The following is a 20,887-nucleotide window of genomic DNA, read 5'->3' on the forward strand; positions in this document are numbered from 1 at the left end:
CAACCAAATAAGTTTCGCCACTCTCACCTAAACCCGTACTTTCTCGGACTATTTGATCGATACGATCTAAGCTAAGATTTGCAAGTAATACACCTTGACGTGTTCCTTGTTTATCCCGTATTGGAGTTGATAAAGTAACCGATGGTTTCCAGTTACTGGAGAAACATAAAAAATTGGTGTAAAAGGCTCATTATAATTAACTTGATCGATATAAGTTATATTGGCTAAAATCTCATAGTTTCCTTCACGTTGTGGGTTAGTTGAGAGAATAATACGGTTACTCCGATCTAAAATAAAAACTTCTTTAAAAGGGAGTTTAATTTTTACTATATCTTTAAGATATTGGCTGAGTAATTGCTTGGCTTTTGGATAAGAAGGATCGCTGGGAGAATTATTTAATAATATTTGTAAATTGAATTGAACATCAGGAAACTTGATGAGTAATAAAAAATCTTCTTTTTGATCATCAAACCAACGGGTAATTTCCTCTTCTTTTAAAGTTGCTGTTACTTGTAAACGGTCAAATGCAGCTTGTTTTAAGGCTTCTCTCGCTCGTAAAAAAGCCACTCCACCAACGACCCCAAGCGTTAACAAGGATAAAAATAAAAATGCTCCTGCTACCTTTTTGGTTAAGTTCTGTTGCCAGAAATTCATTGCCATTCATCAAATATTTCTTTTATTCTCGCAATTGCTTCATCGGCTGCTTGTTCGGGAGGCACTTTTTCAATGATGACTCTAGAAAGAGCTTTTCCCCAAACATTTTCTTTAAGAACCATACTGTAAGCAGGATTATCAAAAGTGTAGAATAATCGTGAAGGATGCGTCACAAAAGTATGAGTTGCTTTAGAAACATGAGGATCTTTTGGGTTTGTCCAAAATGGATCTTTCCAAACTGATTTTAAGACAGGTGAATGACGACCTCCTGATGCTTTTAAATAAGTATCAATTGTGTTAGGTTTAATTAAATAAGCTAGAAAACTTTTAGCGTCTTTTTGATGTTCAGAGTCAGCAAATAAAATCACTTGCTGTACAGTTACCAAATAGCGCATTGGTTGACCATTGGGTTTATTAGGTAATTCCAAAAGACCTAATCTATTTTGATATGTATCAGGATCAGTTCGGACTGCTGTTGCAATTGAAAGAGTATCATTAGTCGTCATTAAAACTTCTCGATTGAGCATACTTCTGTTATTATCAGGATTGAGCCAGTGCAATGCTTTAGGAGAAAAATAGCCTTTTTGATAGGTTTGACTATACCAGTTTAAGAGTTTAATCATACCTTGACGCACTTGAGGATCATCAATTTGTAAGCGTCCTTGAGCATCTAAAATTTTAACATTATAAGCTTCTAATAGTTGCTCAAAAGTTTGATATGTATCACCTGCTTCTACAGATAAAGGTAAGCCTAAACCATACATATCAATATTTTCTTTTGCTTTTAATTGTTTTTGTGCTTTTTCCCAAAATAACCAAAATTGCTCCCAATCTTTGGGGATATCTTCTTCTTTATAACCAATTTTTTTTAGAATACCTTTCCAGTAGTAAACGTGTATGGTTGCTTGATGTATTGGAAGCGCATAATAACTTCTTTTTTTCTCAACATTATTATACAAATTAACAGATTTTAGAGCTAATTCTTCATAATCGTTTTGATGAGGTTTGATCACATCTGAAACATCTGCTAGTTTTCCGTCCCACGCTAAACGAGAGGTGAGGGATTTTTCACTTTTAAACATAGCAATAATATCAGGAAGCTCCCCTGATCTTAATTGGCGTTCAACTTTTTGGGAAAGTTCATCTGTCGTATAAAAAGACAGCTTAATTTTTTTACCACTTTGCTTTTCCCACTCTTGAACAAGTTTCTGTAATGCTTCGTCTTCTTCAAGTGTAAAACCTTTATCCCACCAAATTTCTAGCGTTTCTCTATCGAGTGTAGTTCCTTGTTCTGGAGTCCGACTCGCTTCTGTTGTCCCTGAACAACTCGCCAAAATTAATAAAAGCGGTAGAGTAACGACTGTTAAACCGTTTTTTAAGGAATTAAGAGTTAGGGGAGAACGCAGAGCAAACATAATATTTTACACTTTTCATAACTATCTCTGTTTGAATACTACACACAGACGATCAACGATTTCCGTAATGGAGTGTAAAGATTTGTAAGCAATTTTTTACAATTCAATTGTTATCTACAGTTTATAATTACATAGATTACTTAATCTGCTTGTCATGACACGATTTATTCACGACCTCTTCGCGAAAGATTATTGAGAAGAATTGTTATCGCTTTATGGACAAGTTAAACCTGATCAAAAAGTGGCAGGAGAAAAAAGAGAAATTGATGTTTTGTTTATTCCTAATACCACTTCAGAAATTATTACTCAAAATCTAGGTTTATTGGGGAAACTAGCGCAAAATGATGCAATTTTTGAGCCATTTCGCAATCCTGTGACAATTAATGAAATTTGTACCTGTCTATTAAAAGCTTTAGAAGTACGAGAAAGCATTCAGCGTTAGATCAAAAGAAAAAATGTACCTTCTGAAACGCTCAATTCTCCCTACTTATGGATTTTAACCCCTACGGCTTCAGAATCGATTCTAGAAAGCTTCCGCGCTATACTAGATGACTATGAGTTATCAGGTGTTTATTTTCTTGCCAAAGCTCTAAAAACTGCTATTGTCGTCATTCATCAGTTACCCAAAACACCTGATACACTATGGTTAAGAATCTTAGGAAGGGGTAATGTACAAAAACAAGCCATTGATGAACTAGAATCATTACCAAGCAATAATCAACAAAGATTAAGAATCTTAGAACTTTTTTATCAATTACAGGAAAACTTGAAAATTAATCAACGTTTGGAAGAAGACGATCGGGAGTTAATTATTGAGATTAAAACCACTATATCAAGAAAAACTAGCTGATGTTGAACAAAAAGCAATTGAGCGCGGTCTAAAAACTGGTCTCCAGCAAGGTCTCCAGCAGGGAGAACGCCTAGTTGTAGAAAATATGCTTAAAGTTCGCTTTGGTGAACTAGATGCTGAATTATCTGGAGTAATTGAAGCAATTTTAGCTTTACCTCCTGAAGAATTTACACCTTTATTAATGCACCTATCTCGTGAAGAGTTGGTCGCTAGGTTTAGAAGTACTTAATTTAGATTAAAAGTAGCAGGGTGAGTAAAGCCCGCTCTCAATACTACTCACTGCGCTGCAATTTTTGGTTTTGTTTTTCTTTGTGCTAAGAGCAAATAATCCTCAACTGGATTTCAAGATAATTAGAGCAAGTCGATGAAAATCAAGCTTAATTGTTTAAATTTACTTTTGAAAACCAAACCTTTTGTATCTACAACAACCAAAAATAAAATTAGTATTGTCTTGTTTGTCTTGTAAAGTATCCGAATATCGGGTTTTGATAACAAATGCTTCATTCAGCCAGGGATGAACCTGATACAATAGCCCTTTAGTCGTTTTTGAATAAAAGTTTATGGGTCGCGCCAACAGAGTTGTATTAGCTTATTCGGGTGGAGTGGATACTACCGTTTGTATCCCCTACCTTAAGCAAGAATGGGGAGTAAACGAAGTTATTACTCTTGCTGCTGACTTAGGTCAAGGTGATGAACTAGGGCCAATTCAAGAGAAAGCCCTGAGAAGTGGTGCAATTGAATCTTTAGTAGCAGATGCTAAAGATACTTTTGTTAAAGATTATGCTTTTCCTGCAATTCGAGCTAATGCTTTATATGAAAATCGTTATCCTCTCTCTACTGCCTTGGCTCGTCCGTTGATTGCTAAATTGTTAGTTGATGCCGCCGAAAAATATGGTGCTGATGCGGTGGCTCACGGTTGTACTGGAAAAGGAAATGATCAAGTGCGCTTTGATGTAGGGATTATGGCACTCAATCCTAAAATTAAAGTATTAGCCCCTGCTCGTGAATGGGGGATGAGCCGAGAACAAACGATCGCTTATGGTGAACGATTTGGCTTAGAATCACCAGTCAAAAAATCTTCCCCTTTTAGTATTGATCGAAATCTTTTAGGCAGAAGTATCGAAGCGGGGCCACTCGAAGATCCGATGACGGAACCTCCTGAAGAAATCTATCTGATGACCAAAGCGATCGCAGATACTCCCAATGAACCTGAATACGTCGATATCGGCTTCGAGAAAGGCTATCCTGTTAGTCTTAATGGTCAAACTCTTGATCCTGTTTCTCTGATTTCTCAACTTAATGAAATTACAGGGAAACATGGAGTAGGGCGACTGGATATGATTGAAAACCGTGTGGTAGGCATTAAATCACGAGAAATTTACGAAGCACCTGCTTTACTCGTTCTCATTGATGCTCACCGTGACTTAGAAAGCTTAACTCTTATCGGTGATGTTACTCACTATAAACGAGGAATTGAGGAAACCTACGGACAATTAATTTATCAAGGACTTTGGTATAGTCCACTCAAAGAAGCTCTTGACGCTTTTATTGATAAAACCCAAGAACGAGTTACTGGAACCGTTCGCGTGAAGTTATTTAAAGGAACTTCTAAAGTAGTCGGACGTAAATCTGATTATTCAATTTATGAACCCGACTTAGCAACTTACGGTGAAGATGATCAATTTGATCACAGAGCAGCAGAAGGTTTTATCTATGTTTGGGGACTACCAACTAAGGTTTGGGCTTCCAAAACAAGAGGATAATACAGTAAACAAGTAATTAGTCTAAAAAACTCAAAACTCTTAAATGGTTTACAACTTAAAAACATCAAATACTGATGACTGATAAGTGTATGGGTTTGGTCGCCAAACCCTTTTTTATACTTTTTGGTCAATTCTAAAAAAAAGTAATGGTTTTTCATTAACATCTCTTCTTTCAACCAATTTCATGCCAAGTCTTTCAGCTAGTTTTCGAGATTCAAAGTTTGGTTCATCACAACTAGCCATCAAATATTTGTACCCAAGCTGCTTAAAACCATACTGAATTAAGTAACTGACTGCTTCTGTCGCGTATCCTTTTTTGGTCGCATTTGGTAACAGTGCATACAGTAATTGTGGCTGTGGTTCATCAAAAAAATACCAAAAACCGACAAAACCAATCAATTCATGTGTTGATTTCGTGTACATCAACCACAAGCCAAATTGCTGCTCATCAAAGTTTTTTTGACTAACATTTATAAATTCTTGAGCCTGTGCAAGTGATAAAATCTTGTCATCACAAAGGTACTTTCTCACAAATGGATCAACTAAAACCTCATGAAAAACATAAAGCTCGTTTTCTGTAACCGCTTTTAGTTGTAGTCTCTCAGTATTTAAAGACAGATACATTTCAAAGCATTCCTATTTTTGGGTTAATAGGTTAGTTCTTCTACAAGATTATCTTTATTTAATGCTTATTTTTTGCTTCCAGCAGGAACTGCTAAAGGTACAGCATCTTCAAACAAGAATTCATATAAGAATTTTTCTGACCATTCATGACCAAAATAGCTACTAAATAAGCCAGATGCGGGATCGCGATCAGCACTATATTGATCGTAATCTTTTTGTGCTTTAACAATCCGTTGGATATCTTCAGGATCAGTATAAGGCGTTGCGTTTGCTAAAGTTTCCCAGTACAAACGTATGTATTCTTGATAGGCGGGAAATAAACGAGTAACTACTGTTTCAGCATCGGTTTTCGCAAAAAGGATATTTTTAGAGAAGTACTGATTAGCGTCATAGAACTTCATTTCTAAGTTTTGTGCTAATTCATTGTATTTATCTCGAATTACTCGCATTGGTTCGATATATTTTTCTAGATAAGCTTCATCCCTAAACAACGGCTGAAAATCGAGAACGACTAGAATTTTTTTCTGTCCGAAGGCTAAAAAGTCAATTCCCAAAAGAGGGATATCATACTGATGACTCGGATAAATGACACTATTAAAAATTTGGGACATTTCCCCCGCATCAATATAGGTGTAGCGAATCTTGCGAAGTTCAGGACATTGATAACACCAACTTTTGATTGTTGCAGGGTTTCTACCGCGCTCACTGACTTGGTACTCTAATCCTGGGGGAATCGGACTACTTTGTAAATCAAAACGACCGAACAGTTCTTGCTCTAAAAATTCCTGAAACGGCTGAAACATAGACTAAGCTGGGATACTAAAACTCTAGAACGAGGATAGATGAGAGCCTTTTACATCGTCTCATTTATGAGAAACTAATTAACATTTTGTAAAGTTGTCGGCGTTGCTTGATTCAGTCAAGACAATTGTAACTTTGGGATTGACAGAAACTTAGATAACGATCGCGCTCTATCTCCCTTAAAATAGAAAAGGCGATTGTTTACTTATCTTTATATGGTTACTACCTCCTTATCTTTAACTGAAATTGCTCGAAATACTCGGACTGCAGCACGTCAGTTAGCGACACTATCGACTGATGAATGCAATGCAGCTATAGAAGCGATCGCACAAGCTTTAGAATCCGCTACACCCGAAATTTTGATGGCAAATGAAGCCGATTGTCAAGCCGCACAACAAGAAAGTATTTCCCAAGCGTTATATGCTCGTTTGAAATTAAGTGCAACGAAACTCAAAGCAGGAATTGAAGGGGTCAGAGATGTTAAAAAACTGAGTGATCCAGTTGGAACAGTTCAAATACACCGAGAATTAGATACAGGATTGGTTTTAAAGCGAATTACTTGCTCTTTAGGTGTTTTAGGGGTTATTTTCGAGGCGCGTCCCGATGCACTGATTCAGATTACCAGTTTGGCAATTAAATCAGGTAATGGTGTGATTCTCAAAGCAGGAAAAGAAGCGACGAAAACGTGTCAAGCACTTGTATCAATTATTCATAAAGCGTTAGCCGAAACGAAAGTTCATCCTGATGTAGTGCAGTTACTCACCACACGGGAAGAAATACGAGCATTATTAGATTTAGATGAATATGTTGATTTGATTATTCCGAGAGGTTCTAATGCTTTTGTTCGCTATATTCAAAACAATACAAAAATACCAGTGTTAGGTCACGCCGATGGAATTTGTCACCTGTATATCGATCGCTCTGCTAATTTAGAAAAGGCTATTTCGATTACAGTCGATTCTAAAACACAATATCCCGCCGCGTGCAATGCTATTGAAACCTTACTGGTTCATCAAGATATTGCACCTGAGTTTTTACCCCTTGTTGCAGAAGCATTATTCTCGAAACAGGTAGAATTAAGAGGGGATGCAATGACACAAAAATTGATTCAAGTTTCAGCAGCAACCGAGGAAGATTGGTTAACCGAATATAGTGATCTGATTTTGTCGGTTAAGGTTGTAGAGTCATTAAACGAAGCGATCGCACATATCAATACTTACGGTTCAAAGCATACGGAAGCTATTGTTACAGAAGACGAACAAGCAGCAGAAATCTTTTGTAGTCAAGTCGATGCAGCAGGAGTTTTTCAAAATTGTTCGACACGCTTTGCAGATGGGTTTCGTTATGGGTTTGGTGCAGAAGTTGGTATTAGTACCCAAAAAATGCCGCCGCGTGGCCCTGTTGGTTTAGAAGGTTTGGTAACGTACAAATATCAGCTTATCGGTGATGGGCATATTGTAGCGACCTATGCGGGTGATGATGCAAAACCGTTTACACATAAAGATTTAGGGTAAATCAGTATTTAGAAAAATAATACTTTTGCAAAATAGTATATTTTTACTGAGATAAACTACAGTAATTTGAAATAGCGATACGCTAGTTGAAAATATTATAAAAAAGTTGTTGATTTTAAAATAAACTGCTATTCTTGATCAAGTTGATTGTTTTAAAATCCTAACTTTGTTGAAGTAATCTAGTCTTACTAAAAGTATGTTTTATTAGATATTACTTCTCAAACACGCTTGCTTGATATGGTTTGTAGAAATTTAACGGAAAATAATTCGATATTTTTCAAATGAGTATTGAGTTAATAGAATTACTTAGATTTGGAAAAATTAATTATTTTCTTTCCAATGAAAACTTTGTTGTTCATTTTCAAGTGTTTTTCATCATGTTTTCTTTGGAATTCCTACAAATATTTTATCCAAAACCATTCAAAAAGCATTATTTACTTGTGTAAATAGTGTGTTAGTAACGTGTTAGTAACGTGTGTGGAACCTTGCTTGCCCCATCAATTAATCTAAACATAGGAGATGAAATAATGACTTTTCCAGCAGTTTTTCAACTGTCGAGCCTTAATGGAACAAACGGCTTTATTATTAATGGAATTAATCCAAATGACGAGTCGGGCTTTTCCGTGAGCAATGCAGGGGATGTCAACGGTGATGGATTTGATGACCTTCTCATCGGCGCACCAGAATCCAATGTCAACGGCGGTAATTCTGGACAAAGCTATGTGATATTTGGTAAGAGTGGCGGTTTTGGTACTAATTTTAACCTTTCAAGTCTCAACGGTAGCAACGGCTTTGCGATTAATGGGATTGATTTTGGTGACTATTCAGGTCGGTCGGTGAGCAGTGCAGGAGATGTTAACGGCGATGGTTTCGATGACATCATTATCGGCGCACATCGTGCTAGCTCCACTAACGTTGATGCGGGACAAAGCTATGTGGTTTTTGGTAAGAGTGGCGGCTTTACGGCTAATTTTAACCTGTCGGGTCTTAACGGTAGCAACGGTTTTGCCATTAATGGGATTAATATAGGTGACATTTCAGGCTATTCTGTGAGTGGCGCGGGAGATGTCAACGGCGATGGCTTTGATGACCTGATTATTGGTGCATTTGACTCAAACGTCAATGGCACTGAAACGGGACAAAGCTATGTGGTGTTTGGTAAGAGTGGCGGTTTTAGTGCTAATCTTAACCTTTCAAGTCTCAACGGTAGCAACGGCTTTGCCATTAATGGGATTAATCCTAATGACTATTCAGGCGTTTCTGTTAGTAATGCAGGGGATGTCAACGGCGATGGCTTTGATGACCTCATTATTGGTGCTGATGGTGCTGACCCCAATAGTAGTCGTTCGGGACAAAGCTATGTAGTGTTTGGTAAAAGTGGCGGTTTTAGTGCCAGTCTTAATCTTTCGACTCTAAACGGAACCAACGGCTTTGCTATTAATGGAATTGGTCAAAATGACTTTTCAGGCGGTTCTGTCAGCAGTGCAGGGGATGTCAACGGTGATGGGTTTGATGACATTATCATCGGTGCCTATTCGGCAGATCCCAATAGCGTTACTGGTGCAGGTCAAAGCTATGTGGTGTTTGGCAAAAGTGGCGGTTTTGGGGCCAGTCTGAACCTTTCAACTCTTAACGGAACAAATGGCTTTGCGATTAATGGAATTAATTCTTTAGACCGTTCTGGCGTTTCTGTGAGCAGTGCGGGTGATGTTAATGGCGATGGGTTTGATGACCTAATTATTGGTGCACTTCGTGCCGACCCCAATGGTGCCAGTTCAGGACAGAGTTATGTGGTTTTTGGTAAGAGTGGTGGCTTTAGTGCGAGTCTGAATCTTTCAAGTCTTAACGGAACAAATGGCTTTGCGATTAATGGGATTAATGGGACTGACTATTCAGGTAGGTCTGTGAGCAGTGCGGGTGATGTTAACGGTGATGGTTTTGATGACCTGATTATTGGCGCTTGGTCTGCCGACCCTAATGGCACTCAATCTGGACAAAGTTATGTCATTTTTGGACGGAGTACGGGAACAACTTTACCAAGTATTACTCTTGCGGTTTCTCCTACAAGTGTGACCGAAAATGGTACCGCTAATCTGATTTATACTTTTACTCGTAACGGTTCTCTGACTTCACCTTTAACGGTCAATTATACGATTTCTGGAACAGCCACTAGAGGAACTGACTACGCTAATATTGGGACAAGCGTCACTTTTGCTGCTAACTCTAGCACCACGACGGTTACCGTTAACCCAACAGGCGATACAACGGTTGAACCCAATGAGACTGTTATTTTGACTTTAGCTAATGGGACTGGATACACGATCGGTACTACAACACCAGTAACGGGAACCATTCTTAATGATGATACGCGCATTGCTCTGGCTGTATCTCCTGCTTCTGTTACCGAAGATGGTACAGCTAACCTCATTTATACCTTTACCCGTACAGGTGTTCTCACCAATCCTCTGACTGTAAACTATGGGATTACAGGAACAGCCACTAGAGGCACCGACTACGCTAATATTGGCACCAGTGTAACTTTTGCCGCTAATTCTAGTACTGCTAGAGTGACTGTTAATCCGACAGCCGATACAACGGTTGAATCTAATGAGACTGTTATTTTGACTCTAGCCAATGGCACAGGATACACCATCGGTACCACAACACCAGTAACGGGAACAATTCTTAATGATGATTCGACAACCTTACCGCGTATTACTTTAGCTGTCTCTCCTGCAAGTGTTACAGAAAATGGTACCGCTAACCTGATTTATACCTTTACTCGTACTGGTTCTCTGACTAATTCACTAACGGTGAACTACACTATTGGGGGAACAGCAACTAGAGGAACCGACTACGCTAATATTGGGACAAGCGTCACCTTTGCGGCTAATAGTGCAACGGCTAGAGTTACCGTTAACCCGACTGGCGATACAATTGTAGAAGCCAATGAAACGGTAGCCCTTACTCTTGCTAGTAGTACTAGATATACTATTGGTACTACAGGTGCAGTTAGAGGAACCATTCTTAATGATGATCCTGCATCTAGTTTCATAGCAACTAACAGTAATGATGTTCTAACAGGTAGCACAAGTGCTGATTCTTTAATTTTCTCTAATCCCTATGATAGAAACGCTCGTATTACTGATTTTACGCCAGATGATGATCTAATTGTCGTTTCTGCTTCGGGTTTTGGTGGTGGACTAACGCAAGGTGAGCTTTTTTCCTCTGAAGAATTTATCATTGGTACATCGGCTACTACTGCTACTCAGCGTTTTATCTATAATGATGCGACGGGTGCTTTGTTGTTTGACGCAGAGGGAACGGGTATGGCAGCAGCGATACAGTTTGCGACTCTAAGTGCGGGTTTAGCTTTGACTCACGAAGATATTTTCGTCAGTTAATTGTGTGATGGATGGTAGAGACGCAATATAAACTCGTCTCTACATTCATTTCACGGTAGAAAACCATTGATTATTTATTTTTCTTGGCTTTGGCTTTTTCTTGCTCTTTAGCTTTTTTCGCGGTGGCTTTAGCTTGTTGTTCGGCGATTAATTTGGCTTGACGGGCTTTTTCTTTTTCTTCCTCGATTTTTCTTAAGTAATAATCATAATCTCCGTTATACACTCGTAATTCACCATCTCGAATTTCAACAATTTTATTAGCGACCTGGGAGATAAAATAGCGATCGTGTGAAACAATTAACACCGTACCATCATAGTTTTGCAAAGCTTCCTCTAACATCTCTTTAGCAGGAATATCTAGATGATTCGTCGGTTCATCGAGTATTAAAAGATTAGCAGGTTGAAGAAGCATTTTAGCCAAAGCAAGACGGGCTTTTTCTCCACCACTCAAGGCAGCTACGTTTTTAAATGCGGTATCCCCACTAAATAAAAATTGTCCGAGAAGGGTACGAACTTCTTCATTTTTCCAGTCGGGTACTTCATCATGTATTGTATCCATAACCGATTTATCGAGATCGAGAGCTTCGGCTTGATTTTGCTCAAAATAAGCAGGAATAACGTTATGGTTCCCTAATTTGACCTTTCCTTCTGTGGGGTTCTCCATGCCCATAATAAAGCGTAGTAAAGTCGATTTACCTGCTCCGTTGGGCCCAAGAAAGGCAATACGATCGCCCCGTTCAATTAATAATTCTGCACCTAAGAATAAAATTTTGTCTTCGTAGGTATGAGTTAAATCTTTGATGATTACTACTTCTCTGCCGCTACGAGGTGCGGGAAGAAACTGAAAGCGGAGGGCCTTCAAATTATTGACTGGAGCCTCGATACGCTCAATTTTCTCCAGTTGTTTTTCGCGACTTTTGGCTTGAGTACTACGAGTCGCACTGGCACGGAAACGATCTACAAATTGCTGTTGACGTTCAATTTCTAGCTGTTGACGTTCGTAGGCACTCAGTTGCATCTCGCGGTTGAGGGCTTTTTGTTCTAGATATGAGGAATAGTTACCCAGATAAGTTGTTGATACTCCGCGTTCTGTTTCAACAATTTGGGTACACAGACGATCTAAAAATTCTCGATCGTGTGACACTATAACCATTGGTGTCGTTAAACTTTTCAGATAGTTTTCGAGCCATTCAATGGTTTCTAAGTCTAGATGGTTAGTGGGTTCGTCGAGTAATAATAAATCTGGTGCTTGTAGTAAGATTTTTCCTAAACTCATTCGCATTTGCCAACCACCGCTAAAGGCACTCACCAAAGCGTCGCCGTCTTCTGGTGTAAATCCCATTACTGGTAAAATCTTTTCTATACGCGCTTCTAAATTATAGCCGTCTAGTGCTTCAAACTGACGTTGTAGTTTATCGAGTTGGTGAATGAGTTGATCTAATTCATCCCCTGTCGCGTTTTCCATTTGGTGATGTACAAAGGATAATTTTTGCTGAATTTCGTTGGCTTCCGTAAAAACTGTCCAAAATTCCTCTCTAACAGTGCGAGTCTGTTCGACTTCAAATTCTTGGGTTAAGTAACCGATATGAAGGGATGCGGGGCGAATGACTTCTCCTGTTGTGGGGTTTTCTTTACCCATAATGATCTTAAGTTGGGTGGTTTTGCCTGCACCATTAACTCCAACTAAGCCAATGCGATCGCCTGATTTCACTTCCCATGTTACATTTTTAAGAAGCTCACCTGTAGAATACGTTTTACTAATTTGTTCGAGTCGTAGCATATTATAAAGACTGAATGGCTAGGGCTAAACCTTGACAAACCTGAGTCAAAAAATCTAAGTCTAAGGTGTCTAAAGTATCTTGGGCTGAATGATAATAAGGATTTCGCATATTTGCTGTATCCGTGACCATGATAGCATTGTATCCAACATCCCAAAAAGGTACATGATCACTGCGTCTGGTATCAGGAATGGGATAACCTTTTAATGGGACGGGTAACCATTCACAGGGTACGGTTTGACGTATATTTTGACTGAGTTTTCTTAAATCTGGCGTGGCTTCGATATTGCCAACGAGTGCGATAAAATTTCCTGTAGAGGGGTAAAAGTATTTTAATCCTGCGGGATATCGTTGAGAATTCGGGCGATGATCACAGTAACCGAGCATTTCTAGGGAAAACATCAGACGTATGGCTTGTTTTTGTTCTTTAATTTGTTTAGCATAGGCTTTACTGCCTAAAAGTCCATATTCTTCTAGATCAAAAGCGATAAACTGAAGAGGATATTTTTGAAGAGGATGTTCACTAAAAATTCTGGCTAGTTCTAATAATACTGCAACCCCCGAACCATTATCATCGGCACCCACAGAACCAGGTACGGTGTCATAATGTGCGCCAATTATAATCGTAGGCTCAGACAGGTTAGGATTTAATTTTAAGACAATATTTTCAAATGATTTCCCTTTGATTTCAAATGGATGACTTTCGACTTGTCCAAGATGGCTCAATTCTTGACGGATATATTCTTTAATAAAGAAATGTCCGCCATTCGCTAGATAAGGATCTCTTTCTCGGATAATTTGATTTAAGTGATTAATTAGATTTTGTTTAATGATTTCTGACATAATGAATTTTTGGCAAACGTACCATCATTCAAAAAAAGATTAATACAAGTGTATTTATTTTTTAAGTTCTTTTTTTAATCGTTCTAATTCTTCATCCATATCCCACTGCTGGAACTCTTTTTCTAAAGGATCAGTTTCTTTTTGATAACGATTGGTTGAATAACTTTGTTCTGCCCATGCTCTAGTATTAGAATTAGCGGTTGTTTGAGTATTTGCTTGTTTTGTTTTAAGTTCTTTTTTCTGTAGCTGTATTTGCTTAAATAATTCTTGTGCTTCTGTAAGACGTTTTTTGGTTCCTTCCATGCGTCCCCAAAGCTGATTACCCTGACGTAATAAAGCAGCTTCTCGTTCCTGTGCGGCTTGTGCTAGATCTAACCGATTAGCGTTTTGTGCTTTATTAATTCTAGTGTGCCATTTCTGAATGTCTTCGGCAATGGCTAGTATTTCTGTTTCTAAGCGTTGTTGCTCATTTTGCAAAGAACTGATTAATTGTGTGGTGTCCCGTTCTTGTTCTTCAACTTGATCGAGTAATGCTTGTAATTCCAGATGAGGATTATTTTTTAGGAATTCGTCGAGTTGCTGTTCCAGTAAGCGGCTGACATCATCGAATAGTCCCATAATGACACAATTTAAGTTTTTTTTACTTTAGCACTATTCTAGAGATAGTTTAAACCTCGATGATGGCTTTACTTTCTTCATTGTATATGACCGTTTGATTGCGTCCTCGTTTTTTAGCTTGGTATAATGACTTATCAGCCGCATTGATTAGGGCTAATGCCGATAAATGACGAGAAGGAATAAAAGTCGCCACCCCCAAACTAATCGTAATATAGGGTAAGGGTTGTGCGGTGTAATTAGGAATTAATAACTGTTGAACCGCGTTTCTAACTTCTTCAGCGACGGTAAAAGCCCCTTCTATAGAAGTATAGGGTAAAACTATCACAAATTCTTCGCCACCATATCGTGCCACTAGGTCAGCAGGACGTTTGACTGAGTGTGCGATCGTTTGTGCTACTTTTTTTAAACAATCATCACCCTGTAAATGGCCATATTGATCATTATAACTTTTGAAATTATCAACATCGCACAGAATCAGGGATAAAGGTTGTTTCTCACGACACATTCTCAGCCATTCAGTTGATATACATTTATCAAATTGGCGACGGTTAGCGACTTCTGTTAAACCGTCCAAATGGGCTAAACGATCTAATTCTCGATTTAGTTTTTCTAGTTCTGATGTTCTTTGTGAGATAATTTTTGATTGTTCTTTGGTTAATCTTTCTAATTCTTCGTTAAGTTGTTTAAGTTTAAAAGTTTGTTCTTTTAATTTTTTATCTTGTAAATAACTATGAACAGCTTCAACGACTGTTAGCTTTAGGTCTTCTATTTGCCAAGGCTTTGGAAGATACCGATAAAGTTTAGCATATTTGATCGCACGACCAACGGCTTCTAAATCGGCTTGTCCTGTTAGCATAATTGTGAGAGTATTAGGTGACATTGAATGGATTTTTTTTAAAACCTCATCCCCCTTCAAGTCTGGCATGATATAATCTGATAAAACCACCGCTACTTCTGAACCTTCTGCTAATAATTCGTTGACTAATTCGATGGCATCGGTTCCTCCTTCTGCAGTTTCAATAATACATTCTTCACCAATTGCTTTTTTAAGTTCAATTTTTAAACTATTAATAACAGTTGCTTCGTCATCAATACAGATAATTACAGGTTTACCCATGATTTGTTAATCCAGATTTTATAATGGTAATCAATTGCTCAAAATTCCAAGGTTTTGGTAGACATTCATATAGGTTAGCTTCTTCTTTCGCTCTAGAAATTGCTTCATCATCAGCTTGACCTGTTAACATGATTTTAACTATTTTTGGGTATTTTTCATGAACTTTTATTAAAAATTCATCTCCTTTAGTCCCAGGCATTAGCCAATCTGAAACAATGACTAAAATTGGGATTTTATCACTTTGTAATTCGTCGATAATCTCAATAGCTTCCTCGGCACTTTCGGCGGTTTCATAACTATAATTGTTTTGAAAGGCGTTCTTAAGCTGTATCTTTAAACTATCTAAAATTACTTTTTCATCATCTACACACAGAATAATCGGTTTATTCATCATTTAAGTTTCCTGATTTTGTTCAATAGGTAATGAGATAGTAAATGTTGTTTTTCCAGATCTAGAATGAAGTTCAATTATTCCATGATGTTTGTTAATAATTTTTTTGACTATATCTAATCCTAACCCGCTTCCTTCTCCTTGCGTTTTTGTAGTAAAAAATGGTTCAAATATTTTTTCTTGTATTGCTAAAGGAATTCCATGACCATTATCAGTAATACTCACTTTTACCAGTTGTTCTTCTTGCCAAACATCAATCATTAGAATGCCTTGATTATTCATGGCATGAATCGCATTATTAATTAAATTTGTCCAAACTTGATTGAGTTGATCGGGATAACAGGCTATCAAGGGTAGACGACGATAATTTTTAATAACTTCTATTCCTCTTTTTAACTGATTATGATAAAGAGTTAATATTGTTTCTATACCTTCAATCACATTCGCTTTTAAGACAGTCTCTTTAGATTCAAAGTAAGCATAGCTTTTGAGAGCATAAACAATTTTAGAAGCTCTCTCGGTTGCTGTGTGAATGGTTTTGGTACTGGTTTCTAATGTAGTTAGTTTATAAGTTTTTTCTAAAACTTGATATCCTTCGGGTTGTTTGAGTAGCGGTAAAAATTTTTCTAAGACTTCACTGGTATAAACTCCTAAATCTACTAATGTATCAGCTATTTCATCAGCTTGAGTAATCTGATGTGTTTCTAATATGTTTACTAATTGTTTTCTAATTTGTCTTTTTTCTCGACTAGAAAGATGTTCGGTTTGCTGTTGAAAAATTTGAATGATTTGTTTCATCTGTTCATGAAATTCTAAACTAATTTCAGGGTAAATCTTCGGAAGATTCATTAATTGTGATTCAAAAAAATTAGCAATATTTTCAATTGAGGAACGAATTGCCCCCATTGGGGTATTGATTTCATGAGCAATACCTGCAATTAAATTACCTAAAGCTGCCATTTTTTCGGTTTGAATAAGTTGCTCTTGAGTTCGGGTTAATTGCTCTATTATTTCCATTAAATATTCATTTTTTTGAGTCAATTTTTTTTGTAAGGAACAGAGATTAAGATGGGTTGCCACTCTTATTAAAACTTCCTCAACTTGAAAGGGTTTAGTAATATAATCAACTCCCCCTACTTGAAACGCTTTTACTTTATCAATTACTTCATTAGCCGCACTAATAAAAATAATGGGAATGTCCTTCGTTTTTTCTAGACTTTTAAGCTGTTGACAAACCTGATAGCCGTCAAGTTCTGGCATACAAATATCAAGTAAAATGAGATCAGGGGGTAATCCTTGGGCTGCCGATAATGCTAATTTGCCATTATTGACAGGTCTCACTAAATAGCCCTGTTGTTGTAAAATTTCAACTAAAAGTCGTAAATTAGCTGAAGTATCATCGACTACTAAGATATTTCCCTGTGGATTGAATTGATTCATTTTAGTTAAGATCGTCTGGAATTAATAAAAGTATTTTTTCATATTCAAAGTTATCTACATCAATTTGAATTGACTTAGCTAACTCTTCATCTTGAGTGCGAATCATGGCTATTATTTGATTAAGCTTAATTAAATCCACATACAACAAAGCTTGTTTTAATTCTACTAACCATTGGGGGGTTAAAGATGTGATTCTAGTCACGCTTGTTCTGTTATCTTTTTCTACAATAATGCTTGACTGTGGCTGAGATTGAGTATCATACACATAACTAACCCCTAAATGTTGACTCAACATTAAAAAAATTTCTTCTTCTCGAAAAGGTTTTCTTAAAAAATTGTCACATCCAGCAGAAAGAATGACGGCTTTTTCTTCTTCTAAAACACTGGCAGTCAGAGCAATAATAGCAGTTGCTTGACCTTTGGTGGTGATTTTAATCTGTCGGGTGGCTTCATATCCATCAAGTACAGGCATTCTCATATCCATTAAAATGAGATGAGGTTGCCAGTCTTCCCAGATTTCTATTGCTTGTTGTCCATTGGCTGCTTCTTTGACTTCAAAACCGATAGGAGTCAGCAATTTAACTAATAATTGACGATTGAGAGGTTGGTCATCGACTGCTAAAATACGGTAAGTCGGTTGATTGGGTGCTATAGCAATTACTCGTAAGGGGTGAATCTTATTTTCGATTTCATTAGCGGTAACAGTTTCGACTCGAATGGTAAAAGAAACCTTTGTCCCTTGATGGAGTACACTACTGACTTGAATATCTCCCCCCATCAGTTGAATAAATTTTTGACTAATAATTAGACCTAATCCTGTGCCTTCTTGAGTATTTTTACCTGCTTGTGTCTGTACGAAAGTTTGAAAAAGATCCGATAATTCGGTCTCTGCAATACCAACGCCTGTATCTTCGACTTCAATGCTTAGGATATAAGTAGTGTTTTGTTGCTGACTGACTTGTATTCTTAAAGCAATGCTACCAGAGGCAGTAAACTTAATAGCATTATTGAGGAGATTAATTAAGACTTGTCGTAACTTAGTTTCATCGGTGCAGACGTATCTAGGAATCTGCTCAGATAGCTCGAAAATCAACTGCAAGCCCCTTTCAACCGCTTTTAGTCTAAACATTTCCTCCAAGTCATCTAACAAACGGTACAAGTCAAAATTTTTCGGATTAAGGTTAATACGTCCAGCTTCAATTTTAGATAAATCTAACACCTGATTAATCAAATTCAAAAGATGTTCACCACTTCGCAAAATAATTCCGACATTTTCTTGATGCTCAAGGGGTAAAGTGTCACTCCGTTGCATTAACTGGGCAAAACCCAAAATCGCATTAAGCGGGGTACGAAGTTCATGACTCATATTAGCAATAAAAGTACTTTTGGCTCGGTTTGCGGCTTCTGCGGCTTCTTTGGCTTGTTCTAAAGCAATTTCGGCTTGTTTGCGCGACGTGATATCTTCTACTAATCCTTCATAGTATAATAACTTTCCTGCTTCGTCTCGAACGGCTCTTGCGTGTTCTGCAATCCAGATAATGCTACCATCGCACCGATAGACTTGAGCTTCAAAATTTTCGACAAAATCTTTTTTTTCTAGTAATACCTGAAACTGTCGTCGCCGATTTGGATCAACATACAGTTGTCCTTTAAGATTAGGTTGGGCTTGCATTAATGCTTCTGATGATGTGTACCCATACATCCTGACTAATGCGGGATTCACATTAATATATTGTCCATCAGGTGTGGTTTGAAAAATTCCTTCCAAAGCATTATCGTAAATACTGCGATACATTGCTTCTGTCGGTTGTTGTTGACTATTTTGGCTGTTCATCTCATATTATCGTCGATAGTCTATCTCTTTTTCACGATAACTTATTCATTTATCCAACCAAAAATAAATCCTCTAGCAATAGAGGATCAATACTTTACTGTTTAGTTTTATAACTGTTAACTAACTGAAGTTATTTTTTTTGTTTTTTAGCAGTTTGACGCTTGAAGAAAGCTCCCAAACCAGCCGCAGCACCAGCACCCAACATGGTTAGGGGTTCAGGAACCGCACCAACGTTATCAACGAATAAAACCATGTCATTGAAATCTCTGTCACTAGGGTTATAAAGGTCTTCCCAAGCTAAAATCCAATCTTCCCCTGGCTCGAATATGGGTCTGTTGTTACCAGTTTCAGAACCACGTAGATTTAATTGTGAGCCAGTACCACCGTAAACTAGAGCTTGAGGAGATCCAGCAATATTCTCGTCATCTTCAGTGTAGAAGATTCCAGAGTTTGGTCGGGGGGGTTGACCTGGAGAAGGAGTACTATTTATATAGAAACCAAAGTTAGCACTACTGATAAAACCAGTCGTCGGTAAACCTTCATTAGTACCAAGTTCTGTAACCGTAACATTATATCCACTACCGCTTGGAGTAAATGTAATTGTTGCACCTTCTTTTAAGTTCGCGTTACCTACATCATTGCCTTCAAAGATTTGGATAAGATTATTTCGGTTGTTAGCGTCGTAGATACCAAATCTGTTACTATTAGCCAAACCTGCTAGTTCAATAATCAGCGTAGTACCAGACTGTGCTGTATTAGGGCTTGCGGCACTCCACAAAGCGACATTAGATTGTTGAGTAGTGGCATTGGTAATACCAGAATTGATGTTATTTAAGATAGTCGTTATAGAATCAGGGTTGCCTTGATTTGTAAGATTAACGGGACGATTATTGAAAGCCGCCGCCGAAGCACTTTCTACACCGACTAGACTGCAAACTGTTCCTGCAGTAGCGATAACTGCGAGTTTTTTGAGTAATGTATTCATTTTGCTAACCTCAAGAAAATAGTAAAACTGTGTTTATATCTATTTCATTTTTTGTCTTACTATAAAAATTATTAGCTATCAATGTTAGAGATAGTGTATAGGTAATGTTAGACTTATGTATAACCTTAGAAATTAGCACGTATAACTTACTGTAAAACAGATGATTTTTTACAAAGTTTGATTTAGCCTTTTTATAAACTTCATAAATCATGCTTTGTGAATTGCTTTTGTCTATCATTACTCTAGAGTCTAACCGTAATTATACTTAGGCTGTTTACTATGATTCCGTTGCCGCTAACCGCTAATTCTGTTTATCAGCACACTCTTTATCGACGCTGGCATCGTCATCAAGCTAAGTGTCAAATTTTACGATCGCAACTCGGATTTAATCAAATTGAGTCTTCGCGTCCGACGACTTGCCAAGGGTGCATTCACTATCATGGTAAAGCTTATGGACAAAATCGGGATACACGTTCTTTTTTAATTTGTGGCTTTCATCCCTATGGCTGGACTGAAGCGGAGAATTGTCCAGATTATACTACTTAAAATAGGGGCTTGTTGATCAAACCCCCTGAAAAATATTATTACTTACCAACAATTTTTAATTAAGCAGTCGGTAGATTTTGACTCGCATAAGCGTCTACCGTGAATGCAGGCACACGGTTACTAAAATCGGTTTCTTGTCCAGTGACAGATTGAGCAAGTTGTTCAAAAGAATCAGAACGCCAGTTACGTTCATGGATGGGTTTCGTTTGTTCGCCTAAAAAGTAGGCTTGTGTACCGATAACTGCTGCTGCAACCCAACCGACTAAAAGCACTGCGAATAGGATTAACATTTTTTTGACCTCTTTGTAAA

19 protein-coding genes are annotated in these 20,887 nt (G+C 37.7%); 6 read left to right on the forward strand and 13 right to left on the reverse strand.

Going from position 1 to position 20,887, the window contains the following annotated elements; genetic code table 11:
• Positions 1-66 precede the first annotated feature (66 nt).
• Both CFPU101_RS10415 and CFPU101_RS10420 read right to left on the reverse strand, forming a co-directional pair.
• Positions 67-654 (reverse strand): cache domain-containing protein, encoded by a 588-nt coding sequence (locus tag CFPU101_RS10415; RefSeq protein ID WP_206815286.1) that lies wholly within the window; start codon positions 652-654, stop codon positions 67-69.
• The gene (locus CFPU101_RS10420; protein ID WP_206815287.1) at positions 651-2,069 is read right to left on the reverse strand and encodes an ABC transporter substrate-binding protein; all 1,419 of its coding nucleotides are present in this window, start codon (positions 2,067-2,069) and stop codon (positions 651-653) included. Before CFPU101_RS10420 ends, CFPU101_RS10415 begins: the two co-directional genes overlap by 4 nt.
• A 202-nt stretch (positions 2,070-2,271) precedes the next feature.
• Between CFPU101_RS10420 and CFPU101_RS26255 the strand changes: the two genes are divergently transcribed.
• The 3 genes from CFPU101_RS26255 to CFPU101_RS10430 all read left to right on the forward strand — a co-directional run bounded on the left by CFPU101_RS26255 (position 2,272) and on the right by CFPU101_RS10430 (position 4,682).
• Positions 2,272-2,511, forward strand: a complete 240-nt coding sequence (locus tag CFPU101_RS26255; RefSeq protein ID WP_374191944.1) for a hypothetical protein — start codon at positions 2,272-2,274, stop codon at positions 2,509-2,511.
• Positions 2,512-2,881: 370 nt separating this feature from the next.
• Positions 2,882-3,148 (forward strand): hypothetical protein, encoded by a 267-nt coding sequence (locus tag CFPU101_RS26260; RefSeq protein ID WP_374191945.1) that lies wholly within the window; start codon positions 2,882-2,884, stop codon positions 3,146-3,148.
• A 331-nt stretch (positions 3,149-3,479) separates the two neighbouring features.
• Positions 3,480-4,682 carry an argininosuccinate synthase gene (locus CFPU101_RS10430; RefSeq protein WP_206815288.1) on the forward strand — a complete coding sequence of 401 codons (1,203 nt, stop codon included), beginning with the start codon at positions 3,480-3,482 and terminating at the stop codon, positions 4,680-4,682.
• A 114-nt stretch (positions 4,683-4,796) separates the two neighbouring features.
• Here the strand turns inward: CFPU101_RS10430 and CFPU101_RS10435 are convergent, their stop codons facing one another.
• Positions 4,797-5,306 carry a GNAT family N-acetyltransferase gene (locus CFPU101_RS10435; RefSeq protein WP_206815289.1) on the reverse strand — a complete coding sequence of 170 codons (510 nt, stop codon included), beginning with the start codon at positions 5,304-5,306 and terminating at the stop codon, positions 4,797-4,799.
• Positions 5,307-5,371: 65 nt separating this feature from the next.
• Complete coding sequence (locus CFPU101_RS10440; protein ID WP_206815290.1) at positions 5,372-6,109, reverse strand: 15,16-dihydrobiliverdin:ferredoxin oxidoreductase; 738 nt, start codon at positions 6,107-6,109, stop codon at positions 5,372-5,374.
• Between the two features lie 213 nt (positions 6,110-6,322).
• Here CFPU101_RS10440 and CFPU101_RS10445 point away from each other — a divergent pair, with 213 nt between their 5' ends.
• Entirely contained in the window at positions 6,323-7,621 is a 1,299-nt protein-coding gene (locus CFPU101_RS10445; protein ID WP_206815291.1) for a glutamate-5-semialdehyde dehydrogenase, read from the forward strand.
• A 527-nt stretch (positions 7,622-8,148) separates the two neighbouring features.
• The gene (locus CFPU101_RS10450) at positions 8,149-11,025 is read left to right on the forward strand and encodes an S-layer family protein (protein WP_206815292.1); all 2,877 of its coding nucleotides are present in this window, start codon (positions 8,149-8,151) and stop codon (positions 11,023-11,025) included.
• A 70-nt stretch (positions 11,026-11,095) separates the two neighbouring features.
• Here the strand turns inward: CFPU101_RS10450 and CFPU101_RS10455 are convergent, their stop codons facing one another.
• The 8 genes from CFPU101_RS10455 to CFPU101_RS10490 form a co-directional block, all read right to left on the reverse strand.
• Positions 11,096-12,805, reverse strand: coding sequence for an ABC-F family ATP-binding cassette domain-containing protein (locus CFPU101_RS10455; protein WP_206815293.1), 1,710 nt, complete (start codon positions 12,803-12,805; stop codon positions 11,096-11,098).
• A gap of 1 nt (position 12,806) precedes the next feature.
• On the reverse strand, positions 12,807-13,646 hold the full coding sequence (locus tag CFPU101_RS10460; protein ID WP_206815294.1) for a M20/M25/M40 family metallo-hydrolase: 840 nt from the start codon (positions 13,644-13,646) through the stop codon (positions 12,807-12,809).
• A 54-nt stretch (positions 13,647-13,700) separates the two neighbouring features.
• Positions 13,701-14,264 (reverse strand): TIGR04376 family protein, encoded by a 564-nt coding sequence (locus tag CFPU101_RS10465; protein WP_206815295.1) that lies wholly within the window; start codon positions 14,262-14,264, stop codon positions 13,701-13,703.
• A 49-nt stretch (positions 14,265-14,313) separates the two neighbouring features.
• Complete coding sequence (locus tag CFPU101_RS10470; RefSeq protein ID WP_206815296.1) at positions 14,314-15,381, reverse strand: diguanylate cyclase domain-containing protein; 1,068 nt, start codon at positions 15,379-15,381, stop codon at positions 14,314-14,316.
• Positions 15,374-15,775: a response regulator gene (locus tag CFPU101_RS10475; protein WP_242577862.1), complete on the reverse strand. Its 402-nt coding sequence runs from the start codon at positions 15,773-15,775 to the stop codon at positions 15,374-15,376. The genes CFPU101_RS10470 and CFPU101_RS10475 overlap by 8 nt, the downstream gene beginning before the upstream one ends.
• Positions 15,776-17,212 (reverse strand): sensor histidine kinase, encoded by a 1,437-nt coding sequence (locus CFPU101_RS10480; RefSeq protein WP_206815297.1) that lies wholly within the window; start codon positions 17,210-17,212, stop codon positions 15,776-15,778.
• Position 17,213: 1 nt separating this feature from the next.
• Entirely contained in the window at positions 17,214-19,046 is a 1,833-nt protein-coding gene (locus tag CFPU101_RS10485; protein WP_206815298.1) for an ATP-binding protein, read from the reverse strand.
• A 130-nt stretch (positions 19,047-19,176) separates the two neighbouring features.
• The gene (locus CFPU101_RS10490; protein WP_206815299.1) at positions 19,177-20,031 is read right to left on the reverse strand and encodes a DUF4114 domain-containing protein; all 855 of its coding nucleotides are present in this window, start codon (positions 20,029-20,031) and stop codon (positions 19,177-19,179) included.
• 279 nt (positions 20,032-20,310) lie between these two features.
• Between CFPU101_RS10490 and CFPU101_RS10495 the strand changes: the two genes are divergently transcribed.
• Positions 20,311-20,577, forward strand: coding sequence for a hypothetical protein (locus CFPU101_RS10495; protein WP_206815300.1), 267 nt, complete (start codon positions 20,311-20,313; stop codon positions 20,575-20,577).
• A 59-nt stretch (positions 20,578-20,636) separates the two neighbouring features.
• Here CFPU101_RS10495 and CFPU101_RS10500 read toward each other — a convergent pair whose 3' ends face one another.
• Complete coding sequence (locus CFPU101_RS10500; protein WP_206815301.1) at positions 20,637-20,867, reverse strand: photosystem II protein, Psb35-related; 231 nt, start codon at positions 20,865-20,867, stop codon at positions 20,637-20,639.
• Positions 20,868-20,887 lie beyond the last annotated feature (20 nt).

This window comes from Chroococcus sp. FPU101, assembly GCF_017312365.1.
In the GTDB taxonomy this organism is placed as follows: domain Bacteria; phylum Cyanobacteriota; class Cyanobacteriia; order Cyanobacteriales; family Microcystaceae; genus Chroococcus.

Excerpts from the sequence above, each read along its gene's own strand:
- CFPU101_RS10455 (WP_206815293.1), bottom strand. The coding sequence starts at position 12,805 with ATGCTACGACTCGAACAAATTAGTAAAACGTATTCTACAGGTGAGCTT.
- CFPU101_RS10465 (WP_206815295.1), bottom strand. The coding sequence starts at position 14,264 with ATGGGACTATTCGATGATGTCAGCCGCTTACTGGAACAGCAACTCGAC.
- CFPU101_RS10500 (WP_206815301.1), bottom strand. The coding sequence starts at position 20,867 with ATGTTAATCCTATTCGCAGTGCTTTTAGTCGGTTGGGTTGCAGCAGCA.
- CFPU101_RS10490 (WP_206815299.1), bottom strand. The coding sequence starts at position 20,031 with ATGAATACATTACTCAAAAAACTCGCAGTTATCGCTACTGCAGGAACA.
- CFPU101_RS10435 (WP_206815289.1), bottom strand. The coding sequence starts at position 5,306 with ATGTATCTGTCTTTAAATACTGAGAGACTACAACTAAAAGCGGTTACA.
- CFPU101_RS10495 (WP_206815300.1), top strand. The coding sequence starts at position 20,311 with ATGATTCCGTTGCCGCTAACCGCTAATTCTGTTTATCAGCACACTCTT.
- CFPU101_RS10430 (WP_206815288.1), top strand. The coding sequence starts at position 3,480 with ATGGGTCGCGCCAACAGAGTTGTATTAGCTTATTCGGGTGGAGTGGAT.
- CFPU101_RS10460 (WP_206815294.1), bottom strand. The coding sequence starts at position 13,646 with ATGTCAGAAATCATTAAACAAAATCTAATTAATCACTTAAATCAAATT.
- CFPU101_RS10485 (WP_206815298.1), bottom strand. The coding sequence starts at position 19,046 with ATGAACAGCCAAAATAGTCAACAACAACCGACAGAAGCAATGTATCGC.
- CFPU101_RS10440 (WP_206815290.1), bottom strand. The coding sequence starts at position 6,109 with ATGTTTCAGCCGTTTCAGGAATTTTTAGAGCAAGAACTGTTCGGTCGT.
- CFPU101_RS10480 (WP_206815297.1), bottom strand. The coding sequence starts at position 17,212 with ATGAATCAATTCAATCCACAGGGAAATATCTTAGTAGTCGATGATACT.
- CFPU101_RS10445 (WP_206815291.1), top strand. The coding sequence starts at position 6,323 with ATGGTTACTACCTCCTTATCTTTAACTGAAATTGCTCGAAATACTCGG.
- CFPU101_RS10450 (WP_206815292.1), top strand. The coding sequence starts at position 8,149 with ATGACTTTTCCAGCAGTTTTTCAACTGTCGAGCCTTAATGGAACAAAC.
- CFPU101_RS10415 (WP_206815286.1), bottom strand. The coding sequence starts at position 654 with ATGAATTTCTGGCAACAGAACTTAACCAAAAAGGTAGCAGGAGCATTT.
- CFPU101_RS10475 (WP_242577862.1), bottom strand. The coding sequence starts at position 15,775 with ATGATGAATAAACCGATTATTCTGTGTGTAGATGATGAAAAAGTAATT.
- CFPU101_RS10420 (WP_206815287.1), bottom strand. The coding sequence starts at position 2,069 with ATGTTTGCTCTGCGTTCTCCCCTAACTCTTAATTCCTTAAAAAACGGT.
- CFPU101_RS10470 (WP_206815296.1), bottom strand. The coding sequence starts at position 15,381 with ATGGGTAAACCTGTAATTATCTGTATTGATGACGAAGCAACTGTTATT.